General features: G+C 61.9%; 10 protein-coding genes and 1 pseudogene. 6 read left to right on the forward strand and 5 right to left on the reverse strand.

Annotation, left to right across the window (positions count from 1 at the left end):
- Window positions 1–123: 123 nt before the first annotated feature.
- From SROS_RS41930 to SROS_RS53595, 6 genes and pseudogenes are all read left to right on the forward strand, one after another.
- Window positions 124–858: an XRE family transcriptional regulator gene (locus tag SROS_RS41930; protein WP_012895048.1), complete on the forward strand. Its 735-nt coding sequence runs from the start codon at window positions 124–126 to the stop codon at window positions 856–858.
- Window positions 859–1378: 520 nt separating this feature from the next.
- Window positions 1379–1852 carry a hypothetical protein gene (locus SROS_RS50455; RefSeq protein WP_148269386.1) on the forward strand — a complete coding sequence of 158 codons (474 nt, stop codon included), beginning with the start codon at window positions 1379–1381 and terminating at the stop codon, window positions 1850–1852.
- Between the two features lie 33 nt (window positions 1853–1885).
- A complete protein-coding gene (locus tag SROS_RS41935) occupies window positions 1886–4336 on the forward strand; it encodes a DUF262 domain-containing protein (RefSeq protein ID WP_012895050.1) in 2451 nt (816 codons plus the stop codon).
- Between the two features lie 165 nt (window positions 4337–4501).
- Window positions 4502–5047, forward strand: a complete 546-nt coding sequence (locus tag SROS_RS41940; RefSeq protein ID WP_012895051.1) for a winged helix-turn-helix domain-containing protein — start codon at window positions 4502–4504, stop codon at window positions 5045–5047.
- Window positions 4972–5337 (forward strand): annotated as a pseudogene (locus tag SROS_RS54690) (transposase domain-containing protein); the annotation flags it as partial. The gene SROS_RS41940 and the pseudogene SROS_RS54690, both read left to right, overlap by 76 nt.
- Window positions 5338–5413: 76 nt before the next feature.
- Window positions 5414–5572: a hypothetical protein gene (locus SROS_RS53595; protein WP_245564475.1), complete on the forward strand. Its 159-nt coding sequence runs from the start codon at window positions 5414–5416 to the stop codon at window positions 5570–5572.
- A 47-nt stretch (window positions 5573–5619) separates the two neighbouring features.
- Here SROS_RS53595 and SROS_RS53600 read toward each other — a convergent pair whose 3' ends face one another.
- The 5 genes from SROS_RS53600 to SROS_RS41960 form a co-directional block, all read right to left on the reverse strand.
- Complete coding sequence (locus tag SROS_RS53600; RefSeq protein ID WP_245564477.1) at window positions 5620–6363, reverse strand: adenine nucleotide alpha hydrolase family protein; 744 nt, start codon at window positions 6361–6363, stop codon at window positions 5620–5622.
- Between the two features lie 258 nt (window positions 6364–6621).
- Window positions 6622–7302, reverse strand: coding sequence for a hypothetical protein (locus SROS_RS50460; protein WP_148269387.1), 681 nt, complete (start codon window positions 7300–7302; stop codon window positions 6622–6624).
- Window positions 7303–7525: 223 nt separating this feature from the next.
- The gene (locus SROS_RS41950) at window positions 7526–8362 is read right to left on the reverse strand and encodes a phosphoadenosine phosphosulfate reductase family protein (protein WP_012895054.1); all 837 of its coding nucleotides are present in this window, start codon (window positions 8360–8362) and stop codon (window positions 7526–7528) included.
- The gene (locus tag SROS_RS41955; protein WP_012895055.1) at window positions 8359–11976 is read right to left on the reverse strand and encodes a hypothetical protein; all 3618 of its coding nucleotides are present in this window, start codon (window positions 11974–11976) and stop codon (window positions 8359–8361) included. The genes SROS_RS41950 and SROS_RS41955 overlap by 4 nt, the downstream gene beginning before the upstream one ends.
- Window positions 11973–13097: a DUF4007 family protein gene (locus tag SROS_RS41960; RefSeq protein ID WP_012895056.1), complete on the reverse strand. Its 1125-nt coding sequence runs from the start codon at window positions 13095–13097 to the stop codon at window positions 11973–11975. The genes SROS_RS41955 and SROS_RS41960 overlap by 4 nt, the downstream gene beginning before the upstream one ends.
- Window positions 13098–13132: the final 35 nt, after the last annotated feature.

Here is a 13132-nt window from a genome sequence, read left to right on the forward strand (position 1 = left end):
TGCTGGACCCCGTGCCGACGAGCTTCGTCCGCGTGGTCTTTTCCTGACACCACAACTAGGGGACGTCTAGGGATGTTTTATGTTAGCGTCGCAGGCAGTGCCCCTGTCACGGAAGGCGCCCCCATGAACGAGAACCTTCGCCACGCCCTCATCCGAGCACGGATACAACCCCTCGACGTCGCCACCCACTTGGCCGTTGACCCCAAAACCGTGAGCCGCTGGCTGAGCGGCCGGGTCCCACACCCCCGCCATCGCCTGGCCGTCGCCGACCTCCTCCACGTTGACGAGGGTGACCTGTGGCCTGAGAGCGTGCGCCAGCGTCGAGGGCTCTCCACCGAGATCAAGGCCGTCTATCCGCACCGTTGGGCTGTGCCGGCCGACGCTTGGCGCACGTTCTTTGAGTCCGCCAGCAAGGAGATCAGCATCCTCGTCTACAGCGGGCTGTTCCTCGCCGAAGATGCCGGGCTACTGCGCATCTTGGCCGAGCGAGCGAAGACCGGGGTGAGGGTGCGCATCCTGCTCGGCGATCCCGACAGCCCGCACGTGGCAGCCCGCGGAGTCGAGGAAGGCATCGGCGGCGACGTCATGGCCGCCAGAGTTCGTAACGCCCTCACCCTCTACCAACCGCTCCGAGGGGTTGAAGGAGTCGAGATCCGTTTGCACCGCACGGTGCTCTACAACTCCATCTACCGCGCGGACGACGAACTGCTGGTCAACCTCCACGCCTATGGCGCCCGAGCCCCCGAGGCTCCCGTCATCTACGTGACCCACAGCCAGGCTGACAGCCCGGCAACGACCTACCTCGACAGCTTCGAACGCGTCTGGAACAGCGCCAAACCCGCAGCCCAGGGAGCCTAATCAGCATCCTGCTCAAGATCGGAAGAAACTTATCTGTTCGTCTTTAAAGGCGATCCGCCTGCGGCGTCTCGCCGCGCGTCGGGCGGTCGCTGGCCGCGCTGCGGCTCTTCGGCCGGTCGTGGCCAGCGCCGCCCACGCGCTGATAGGCCGGCAGCGAACCGTCACGAGAGCAGAAGAGACGCCTCCGACGGTGATTTCCGGCTTCGAGGTGAGCGTCGCGTGGACCTCGAATGCTGCGGGGTGGCTGAGGGTACCCTGATCACCGCGCACATCATCGACCCAGGCAAGCCCAGCAGAGCACCCGTCGGGTCGATGGTGTACAAGGTGATCAGGATAGGGCGATGTGTGCGGGGCCGCATCAGGGCGTGGGAACTGCGCCGAAGCGGCGGATGTAACGATCTTCTTGATTTTCCAGGAGTAACTGTCTGATCTTGGATGTGCGGTTCATCATGGGGCCATGGCGCGTGGGTGGCGGACGGCGGGCGGGATAGCGGCAGGGCTCGCCCTGGTATCGCTGGGAGTGCTGCTGTTCAAGACCGGCCTTAACCATGCCAACAAGTGGGCCTGCCTGATCGGTGTATTTGCGGCGCTGCTCGGCCTGAACATCTCCGGGTACAGGGTAGTGATTAGTCGCCGTGCTCTGCGGTCCGCCCTGCAGGCCGCAGGTGACAGAGTCCGGAACGCGGTCGATCGCCGCGCAGACCATTTCCCGGAGCGTCGCCACTGGCGACACCATGCCCTGCGGCTCGGCCAAGAAGGGCAATACCGCAGGCAACGCCCCACAGCCGATCTCACACCCGCCGCCGAGGCGGCTCAGGTGACCGTGACCGCATTCTGGGTACGGTTGATCGCCGCGTCGACCATCTTCATCTCCGGGGCCGCCGCAATAGAGCGGGCTGCCAGCCGTCGGACGAACCTTCCACTCATGGACGTGCTCGAGACGTCCTCGCGGAGGACGATGCCGACGACGCCTGCAATGGCGTGCCGCATCTAACGTGACCAGCCAATTGAATTCGAAGGACGCCCCATGCCCACCCAGGCCAAAGAGATATTCGAGGCGCAGAGCAAGAGCCTCCGTGAGTTGCTGTCGGACAATGGTCTCGGCCTGTACCTTCCGCCGTATCAGCGACCGTATGGCTGGGGTAAGGACAAAGTCGAGAAGCTGCTCGACGATACCCTTCACGGTCTGAAGAATCTCGGCGAGGCTTCCGACAGCTTCACCTTCCTAGGCACCGTAATCACCATCCATGACGTCAACCACGTTACGGTGCAGCCGATTCTGAAGCCCGAAGTGCCTTCCAAGGTGCTCACCGTGATCGACGGGCAGCAACGTCTGTCGAGCCTGCTCCTTCTGCTCGTGAGCCTTCACAATCTGATCCGCCAGCACTCGTGGAAGGTCTTCAAGGGCAAGACACCGGATTCCACGGACCCTGCCGGTGTCGCGCTCTACTCAGAAACCGTTAGCATCCTGCAGACCCTCAGTACTGCTTTCTATGAACGAAAGAACTTCGGCGATGCGCCGATCTACCCCCGCTTGATCCGTGCCTTCGCTGACCAGTGGTCCAAGGATGCAAAGCTCAAACTATATGAGTCTCCAATTGCGAACCTAATCTACATCTACTCGGTGAAGGCAGACGCGGAGCCCCCGACCGTGAAGCCGACCGACTTCAGGCCGAAGGCGCGTTCCGGTGCAGGTGAAAGCGAGAGCGATCTAATCAAGCGGTTCAGCGAGATCCGTGCCGCGCTAACCAAGCTCGCTCAGCGCAAACCGATTGAGGAGCTTGAGGGTTTGCCACCGCTCTCGATCTTGGCCACTCAGATCGAGTTTCAGCGTGCGCTGTTCAACCATGAGCTCGACCCCAAGCTGTGCACGTGGCTATGCGAGCTGGAGGACGAGCCCGAGGCCGTCTTGATGCGGCTCGTGTTGTTCGCCGCCTATGCCCTGAACCGCATTGCGCTGACTGTAGTGCAGGGCAAGGACGAGGACTATGCCTTTACCATCTTCGAGTCACTGAACACAACCGGTGAGCCCTTAACTGCCTTCGAGACGTTCTTGCCGCGCGTTGTGATGGCGGAAAGAGTTCAGGACTACCGGGGCTCTAGCGCGCACGAGCGCATGAAGGCTGTTCAGAGCTACCTCGACCGATTTGACGTGGGAGAGAAGCTGCAGAATGCGACCCGCGAGCTGCTAGTGACGTTCGCCCTCGCGGAGACGGCCAAGAAGCTCTCGAAGCGGCTACCTGACCAACGCGTCTACATGAAGGACACCTTCGACCGTCATAGGGAATCCGACGACGATCGCGCTGCGTACTTGCGTCACCTGAGCGACACAGCGACTTTCGTTGGCACGACGTGGGAGCCAGCGAAGGACGCTACCCGTCAGCTCGTCGGACTCCCCACCTCCGCCATGACGGACACGGTCAAGCTCTGCCTAGCGTTCCTAAAAGACCTCAACCACACGATCGCCATTGCACCCCTGCTGCGCTTCTACTCCGAAGCTGTTCATGCAGAAGAGGGTGAGGAGCGGGACAGACGAGTCGCGGAGTTTGAAACGGCAATCAAGGCAATCACCGCCTTCACAGTCCTCTGGCGAGCAACCCGACGTGGCACCGGGAACATCGACAGCCAGTATCGGGCCATCATGGCGGGTGACTCCTCGCTGACTGGCATGGGCCCCCTCGCGCGTCAGCGGGCGGTGCCAGACCAAGACGAGCCTGAGCCGATGGTGGACGCCGAAGCCCTGAAGAAGGAGCTCGCGGCGCGCTTGTCCAGCACCGACAAGAAGTACGGCGGCATCCCGAACCTTGCGTCGTTTCTGGCGGCGGCAACAGCGTTGCCTCTCTACACGATCAGCCGGCCGCTGACGCGCTTCCTTCTGCTGGCGGCTTACCACGACACCATTGAAGACCCCGACCATCCCGGCCTGATAAAGCAGGGAAAGGTGGGTGTGGCTCCGTGCTTCACGTCAGACGGCTGGTTCGATGAAACGCATTTCACAATCGAGCACATCGCTCCGCAGCAAGAGACTGGTGGATGGCACAAGGGCTTCTACAGCGAAAAGGAGATCGTTCACAAGATCGGCAATTTGGTCCTTGCGCCGGGGGCTGCTAACGCGTCACTAAGTTCGCGGCCGTGGACTGAGAAGAAGGTGCTGTATGCCGCACTTGGTGCTACGACTACCGGGGAGGCCGAGATCATCCTCAATGAGTCGGGCTTGACGTTCGCGCAGTCGACCCAGGAACTGGCCCAGATGTCTCATTACCTGCCGCATCTGCGAGCGCTCGGGCAGCGCGATGCGGAGTGGGACCCGGCTTTCATGGATCAGCGAGCCGCTGTTCTCCTTCGACTCGCCTACGCGCGGCTGAAGGACTGGCTCGGCATCGCGTGGTCAGAATCGACGACTGATCCAGTGGTCCGCCATGTCGATGATGAGGTTGAACTCGACGAAGATGAGGACTCCGCGGAAAACACCGTCTGAGTCGGCTTGGGATCGCATGGCAATCCACGAATCGGTTCATTTGGCGAGTCGCCGACGTGATTGAAGGAGCTTCGGCTGAGCGTGGAGTGTTGCTTCTGAGGTTGAAGGGCTGAAGTTACCTCGCTGAAAGTGTGATGATCGCTCCATAGCGGTCATACCGGAGGCATGAGGTACCCCGAAGGTGGCGGGCTGACCGCCGCCGCACGCGCCAGACGAGAACAGCTGCGTTTCGAGGCCGCTGACCTGTTCGCCCAGGGAGTTGCGGCACCGGAGGTGGCCCGCCGGTTCAGGGTGAGCCGGATGTCGGCCAACCGCTGGTACCGGGCCTGGCAGGCCGGCGGCATCGAGTCCCTGGCCTCCAAAGGCCCCGGCGGGGAGAAGTGCCGCCTGGACGAGGCCCGGTTGAAGCGGTTGAAAGCCCAGCTGGAGCGCGGCCCGGCCGCGCATGGCTACACCGAGGACCAGCGCTGGACCCTGGCCCGGGTGGCGGACCTGACCGCTGCGCTGTTTCGCATCCGCTACACCCCGCGCGGAGCTTCCTATCTGCTGCATCGCCTCGGCTGGACCCCACAGATGCCCGTCCATCACGCCGCTGAGCGCGACGAGGAGGTGATCGAGCAGTGGACCATCGAACAGTGGCCGGCGATAAAAGGACGACGCTCGACCTGGGCGCCTGGCTGTGCTGGGAAGATGAGGCCGGACAGAACCTGAGACCGCCCAAGGCCACCACCTGGGCGCCGCAGGGCAAGACCCCGGTGATGCGCGTAACCGGCAAGGGCTACGGCCGCGTGTGCCTGGCTGGGCTGGTGTGCGCCAAGCCCGGGCAGCGCACCCGGCTGATGTATCGGATGCTGATCCGGCGCAGGCGACCCGGGGAGGTCAAGGGCTTTGATCCCCGGCGGTTCGCAGCTCTGCTGGATGCCGCGCACGTCCAGCTCGGCGGGGCGATCGTGCTGGTGTGGGACAACGACCGCCGCCACTTGTCGGCCGCGATGCGCGCGTTGATCGATGCCCGCCCGTGGCTGACGGTCTTTCACCTGCCCGCTTACGCGCCGGAGCTGAAAGGCGGCCGAGGGCGTGTGGTCGGCGCTCAAGCGCGCTTTGGCCAACCTCGCGCCTCGCGACATCGACGAACTCGCCGGAGTCGTCGCCACCAAGCTCAAACGAATGCAGTACCGATCCGGCCTGTTGGACGGATTCATTGCTCAGACCGGCTTCATCCTCAAACCGCTGTAACTTCAGCCCTTCAACCTCAGAGGCACGACCTTCTGGGAGATAGCAGCTCAGGTCATGCACCAACCCGAGTCACAACCTGCGTCGAGGGTTCCAGGCTCCTGAGGCGCCAGCTGAATAGCGCGGTCGAGCGAGATTCCGTAACGGGTCAGGTAGGCGGCATCCCGTCCCAACATTGCCCGCTTCTCGTTTAGCGTGGCCTCGAGTTCCTCGCACTTGGCGAAGAGTTCTGGCTCGTGACGTCGCTGGTGCCGCCACGCATCCACCGTTTTGAAGGGACAAAAGAAGCATGCGCTCTTTGAAGGCACAGGAAGCCCGGCGGCGGCGATGATCTGTATACAGTCATCGCGACGGAGAGCGAGATCGAGGAGAGGATACTCGATTTGCTCGTACGGTTCGCTTCGACGCTTGTTCGCTCGGTGAATCTCGTCCAAAGAGATCCCCACACCGACAGTTGCAGGACGGCTCGCTGTCGCGCCATGCTCTTTCAGCCATTTAGCTATTACCTTGATCTTGAAGTCTGAAGTACAAGATCGTCGACCGGGCGCACCGTTGTTCATGCGAATGGGTATTGGGATGGATCGCAATTGGGGCCGATGGAGACGTTCCCAGAGGGTTTCGATGCTGCCATCCCGCCGGCGGCGCTGTATCTCATGTATGTCGATGCCGTGCTCTCGGGCGTACCCGGTGGCGATCTCACGCACGTAGGCGAGCGTGGCCGGATGCTCGCTGTCATCTCCTACGTTTGCGAACAGGAACGTAGGAAAGTTGATCTCGCGCTGCGCGGCGAGCACTAGCAACGCCGTCGACTGAACCCCTCCGCCGTACGAGATTACCCTTGGAGAGGGTTCCTGAACTGTCGCCATAAATGGGTTCTCTCGAGGGCCCGAAACCGCTGCTTTGCCTGCACTAGGCATTCAACACCTCCACTGTGACCATAATTTATTATGGTCACACGGTCAAGCGCTCTCTGCACCCAGGCCGCTACGTTTCGCATGCCCGCGGATTGATCTACCGCTTAGACGACCCGGGTTACGGTTCAGGCGACTTGATTAGTCAAGGGGAGAAATGTCTTGTTTTGGGCTAGGCAAATTGAATGGGTGAGGTCGGATTTCGACGGCATGGCCAGCAGCCAGCACGCTTTCAAGAAAGCTGGTGGCAGCTGGATACTCCGCACTGGTGAAGGTGCGCGCCGCGGGGACAATCTCCTGTTCCCCTGCATGAGGGCTAGGAAGCCGTCGGCGACTCGGTTGCGCTCTCTCCCCAGCTCGAATTCGTGCGATAACGGTTTGTGAGACAGAACGGTCTCGCCGCTCGGCGTCGGCGAGAATCGTCTCCAGTCTCCACAAGGGCGAGCCTGAAAGGGTCAAGTCAGGACGAGGAAGAGTGCCACGGTTGCGCCACTGCCCGATAGCGGATGAACTCTTGCCGAAGATCCAGGAGACTTCTTGGATTCCGATCAGAGGGGGCATCTGGTCTGTGTCGTGCGTGACGTAGCCGCCTGGAATGCCCGCTTTATAGTCGTCAAGCCGCTGCAGGTCTATCTCCCGGTAACCGGGTTTGGAGAGCGCGAAGACCGTGGGCAGCAACCAGTAGGGGCTACCAGAGATTACGCAGTCGGGTTCTTGAAGTAGAGAGCGCTTGCGCCATTGCAGCGGAGCGTCACGGGCCACCTGAAAGAGCCGCGCGATCTCGTGGTAGCCGAGCAGGTACGGAATGCGCTCGGTGCCCATGGCCACGTTCTCCCCACGCCGTCGAGCCTCGCGGCCCCATCCAGGCCGTGCAAAGGTCACATTAGCCCGCCTCTATGAAGGCACTGACGCCGGTCGGCCGACACGGAACTGGGAGAACTGCGTCGTGCAGGAACACCAGACGGCGGACCGTAGCTGATGTGGTACTTCAACCCCTTCCCGGCCACCTCTGCCGTTTAGGGAAGGGATCGAAGCTCACAGCGCATCAGAGATGGCAGACGGCGCATCCAACCTGATCATCGTCCTCGTCGTGCGCGTCAGACAGTATCTCGAGAAGGGGACGGTTCGGCTTGATGCGTCGGGCAGCGCGTTCCATCGCGTCGCGGTGCTTCGCCTCTATCTCTTGTCGTCGGGCAAGCAGTTCATCGAGTGACTCGCCCTGAGACCAGGTGTACTTGCGCCCCTTCATGGCAGTTTGCTGGTAATTGACCTTCTCCTCATAGGCGACGGCCTTATCGAACAGCTCGGGGTGGCGATCCTTGAGCCCGACCCATTCGTGCTTTCGCTGGAAGAAGCAGAAGTAGCAGCCCGAGCGGGTGCGCCATTCGTAGTAGGCTGGCAGGCCAATGCCTGCTTCGTCGAGGATGCGGTCGACACCGGCCCGGTCGATCCCATCTTCTCGGAAGGGGAAGACTGCGGTGATGTTGGGCTTGGTGCTGACGTAGCCGAGGCGGTTCTCATCGGCTCGGATAGCCACATAGGAGATGACATCGTCATCGCCAACCCAAGCCTCCAGCGGCTTGATCTTGAGGTTCTTAGTGCACCAGCGCATCTGAGGGCTCGGCAGGGTTCCCTGGTAGACCTCGAGCCAGTGATCGAAGTCGCGAGTGGAGTTGAGGCGTTCGATCGGCTTTCCGAGCGCAGCCTCGAGGCGATTTAGATACTCGTAAGTCTCAGGTAGCTCGGCACCGGTGTCGCAGAAGAAATACTCCATCTGCGGGACCTCGTCGCGCATGTAGATGGCCAGGGCCGAGGAGTCCTTCCCTCCGGAAATGCCCAGGACATGGCGAGTCTCTCCGCCAGAGCCGTTGGTCTTGGTCACAGCTTCTCCTCCCCCTGGGGGTCGTGGTCAGGGTCCGTCGCGGTGAGACGCTCAGCTAGGGCGGCGAGCAAGATGCGCGCACCGCCGGGTCCTAGCTGTTGCTCAGCCTGCCTTATGACACCGACAACGAGAGTCTCGGCGGTGTTCCTGGCTTGCTTTGGCACATGGATGAGCGTGCGTACTTCTGTCCCTTGGGGTGTCGTGAGCGTTAGTAGGTGAGTGTCGATCTGCTTGGGTTCGGGCGCCTGTGTCTGAAGTACAGATGTCTCCTGCGCCTGGTAGAGGTGGCCGACGCGGTCGAGCCGGCGGCCCATCTCCTTCACACGCGGGGGGAAGTTGTCGACATCCTGATCAGTCCAGTCACCAAGCGCCTTATTGGTGAGGCGAATGATGATCGGGTCAAGCCAGTCCTCGTCTGGCAGGCTGGTGTTAAGGACGCGGGAGACAAATCCCTGCAGATCAACTTCGAGTGAGGCGTTGGCGAAGCCGCTAAGCGCCTCTGCTAGGCCTGTGCGTACTTGTTTGAGGTCACCGGCGATACCGAAGGCCTGGCCTATCGCGACCACTACGTCTTGCCGCAGTGCTGTGCTGGCCCCTGAGATAGCGCCTAGGGCGCTAGCCAGGCGAGAGACATACGACTCGGCGACCTGCTCGTCTTTCGTGGCGTTTGCCGGAATGGCATTGAGCCCAAGTGCTTGTGGCAGGCCGGTGAAGACCAGTTCGTCCGGATCGGTTGCCGCGGAGAGGACTTGTCGAACCTTGAGCGCTTCCGGGCTGAGACGCTTGGTGTAGAGCGCGTAGGGAGTTAGCACCATGACCCGCTCAAGCATCGCCCGAGTCACTGCCAGCAGTTTGGGATTGCGGGCCGTTCGGGAACGCGGAACGTCCACGTTGAGGGCTGCGGCAAGGCGGTCAACAACCAGGCTGCGCTGCCCTTCCCCGATGGGCACGGCTTTGACAGTGAACCGGTCAGGCCCCGTGTCGGCAAGTAGACGCTCGATGATCTCTGGGTTGAGCCGCGGACAGTAGTTCCCCTCCTCGAAGAGCGCCACGTCCGTGCTCCGAAGGATCAGCGCGGCGACCATCAGAATCGGCACGACGCCGGCCTTGACGCCGAAGGGGGGCGCCATGAGCTGTTGGTAGATCTCGACGATCGTGGTGGGCCGAGCGGCATTGGTCAGTGCCCGCTCAAGCATCTCCCAGGAAGGAATGACCTCTGGATGCTTCTTCGGGTCCGGTCGGGAGACACCGTGTGTGGCGATGGTTTGGGCCTGAATGGCCTGGTCTACCTCTTTGGCAGCACGGTGGAGGCCGAGGTATTCCACGACGCCGTGGTACATCGCCCGTTCCTGCGAGTACTTGGTGGTGTCATATCCCAGCACCGGCAGACCTGTGTTAGTCACTAGGTCAGACAGGAGCACACGTCGTGCGCGGGCGCCGTTGCTGGTCAGTTCGTGGCGGCCTGCCATCTCGTTGCGGATGTGCGGTGTCTGCGGATACACACGATCACAGGCGGCCGACACCAATGCACCGTAGCTGCGGGCCTCGATGGTCTCGCGCTGCTCAGTGCGGATCTCTTGTCCACTCCTCCACAGGTACCAGGTGGACTCGTCTCGCCGCGGGTTGAATGCCTCGTCCAGCCGGGCACCGAGCTCTTGAGAAATCTCGGCTATGCGTTCTTCGATCTCGCGTCCAGCCACGAGGTCAATGTCGTCCTGATGCCGGAGGTCTTCGAGGGCTCTGAGGGTAATCCCTGCCTCGAGAATGGCAGCAGGGTCTCTGGTGGTTCCAATGATTACGGGCAGTGGGGAGTTGACCAGCGGGCGCGTGCCTGGCTCCCCGAGATGGAAGATGATCATGCCGTCGGCGGCGTCGCTCACGACATCGGGACCGTCGAGTTTGTCGGCCTGGAGGCTGATGGCGGTGCGGAAGTATCTCAGCATCCCGGTGCGCTGCATGTGCGCTCCGGCGACCACCTCCCTGGGCAAAACCGTTCCTAGGTGCTCACCGAGGTGATCGACTACGTGGCTGGGTGCGACGTGGACAGCTATTTCCTTGACGCGAGCGTCGATGTCGATGTTGGTGCCCTGCCAGACCCGGTGCTCATTGCTGTAGGTCCGATGGGTGAGAAACCCTGTTTCGACGAGATGCTGCAGCCGCCCTTGCAGCATGTTGAATCGCTCTGGATCTGCGGCGGTTGTCGGATCATGCATGGCGAACTGGATCATCGCCGGGGTAGCACGCAGAACGCCGTCGACATCGATGAGATTCAAGATGCCGATCGTCTTGAGGATGTCCCGGTCTTCGGGGGGAAGCCCGTGCGCCTCGTTGAGTCGGTTGTCAACCTCCAACCAGCGGCTGGCATTGGCCGAGGCCAGGATGGTGGTGCGGCCGGAGGCAAAGAAATAGTCGTACAGCTGGGGCAGCCGTATAGTCGAGGCTCGCTCGGGTCCGTCGGTCGATGCCTCATCGATGGTGCGACGGACCGTGTTCGGCTCGTCGTTGGTGAGGAACCCGACGAGGCTGCGGTCATGCTGACCAATCTGGAAGGCAAGGAGCGGTGCTGCCACAGCCGTAAGGGGATGCAAGGGGTAGAGATCGGCGAGCATCTCCGGGGAGATATGCACTACGGAATCCAGCCCGTGCTCAAGCCAGGCTTGTGCAGCAGCTTGCGCCTGGCTACGGATTAGCTGCTGGCCGACTTCGGTGACGGCGGACTGGTCAAGGCGTCTTTGAAGAAGGTGGACGGAATCACCCAAATTCGGCGTGAAGGTGATGTCCTCGAAGCGACCTTGGACCTTGGCCCACTCCTTGGTTTGGATCAGGCTGGATCGTGCTGCGTAGTCACTGAACGCCAGGTGCTGCAGGGTGAAAATGAACAGCCGCAGTCCTGAGCGTCCGGCTCCCTTCTCGGCGAGCATCTGCAACAGGAACACGTCGTTCTCGGCGCTGCCCGAGTCGCCGGAGGCGGCGAGATATTCCAGCGACTTGCCGAACTCATCGAGGATCAGCAGAACCGGGTGGCCGGTGTCGCACAGTGCGGTGAGCGCATCGAGGAGATCTTCGGTCGTCGGGACCTCGCGCTCCGCACACGTCCGCAGGGCCTGCGCGACGGCCTTCGGCGGCCGCTTTCCCCACTTGCGTTCCGCCGCGGTTGCCAGTGCGCGGTGCACGGTAGCGGCCAGCGGCTCGCGGCGCGCGGTCGCCACCGCTCCCAGGAAACCCTCTGGGGCAATGTCATCACGTGCCTGTTCCAACCGTGCCGCTAGGCCTGGACTGGTGGCCTCCACAGCTTGCCGAGCCTCGGCCTGTCGAGCGGTTTCATGTCCCAGGAAGGCGTCGAGTAGGTTCGACAGCGTCGACTTACCTGAGCCGTAGGGGCCAGTGAACGACCAGGCTCGTGTCCTCTTGAGGTCAGCGACCGCGTTCGCCACACGATCGAGAACGTCCAGCGCTCTTGCTCCCACGTAGGGGGAGTTCAAGTGGGGTTCGCGGACATCACGCTCAAGGTTGGTGGAACGTAGTTCGGAGCCAACCAGAGTGATACCTGCGGGAAGCTCAGCGGCGGTCCGGTCCTCGTGAGTACCAGGAAGGGGATTGATGGCCGTAGTCACACCTGCTCCTCGATCAATTCCAGGGCTCCGGGCTGCTCAGATAGCTGCTCACGTTTGCGGCCCTTGCCAGCGTGCTTCAGACCGGGGTAGCGCTGTTTCCACTCGTCTGCAATGGGAAATCCGTCCTGGCGGCTAACGTGACCATAGTGACGATCGAGGATCTCCCAGGCCAGTTCCTGAGGATTAGCCGCAAAGGACAGGCTCCGCTGGCCTAGCGAGTCGGTGATCCACACGTCACCTTGATCCGCAACCAACGGTTCGATGACCTTGATGAGCTCGGGTTCTCTCATGCGGAAGGCACGCCCGGGAGCGCCTGGCTCGTTGGCGAGCCGTGCAAGCGAGATGGAATTGCCTCCGGTGACATGGGATGCATAGTCGAGGCATGCGTAGAGCAGTACCGCTGCGGGGAGGTTGACCCGCGATCGGGTGGTGAATCGCCAGACCTGGCTCTTGCCCTTCCCTTGACCTTCCAGCAAGCCGAGTTCCCGGAACGGGCTCATTAGCTGGTCTTCGAAGCTGCCCTGCGATTGCGGGTTGGGCTCCAGGTCGAGGGCGTACATCTTTATGAGGCAGTCCACGTCCCGCTTGATCGACTCGGCGGCTGGAACAGCGTTCTCAGCATAGCTCTCGTTCACGTGTCGGGTGATCAACGTGATCATCTCCGCCGTCGTGACTTTGGAGAACGGGGCCAAGTTGAACATAACGTACCAGCTGGGCACCATGCACTTTGCCCCTTGTTCCCCGGGCTCACTGGACAACAGCCACCAATGCAGCAGCCACAGGCTCCCCGTGTCTTCCAAATAGGGGTCCGCCCCGTTCTTTCCAAGCAGCCACTCCGCTCTCCAGGTCGGGGAGGCGATGTAGGCTCGGTTCGAGGGATCGGGGTGTGGGTGTTCTCGGGTGAGTTTGAACGCTTGCGACCAGAACCGGATGGCGTTCACCATGTTGCGGCCGACGCCCAGCAGCACAGGCGCGTTCTCCCGGTGAAAAATGTCGCTGCCGCCCTCACCGTCCCGAACAATCTCGGTGTGGGCTTTGTAAAGCCAGCCATAGCGAGGAGCGAAGGTCTCGTGCCGCGCGAATCTCGGCTCTGTCGCTTCTGCCAGCCGGCTGTCGGACATGTGCTGGATCCTTTCGATGGGTAACGGTGGGCTAT

Origin of the sequence: Streptosporangium roseum DSM 43021, assembly GCF_000024865.1 — a bacterium.
In the GTDB taxonomy this organism is placed as follows: domain Bacteria; phylum Actinomycetota; class Actinomycetes; order Streptosporangiales; family Streptosporangiaceae; genus Streptosporangium; species Streptosporangium roseum.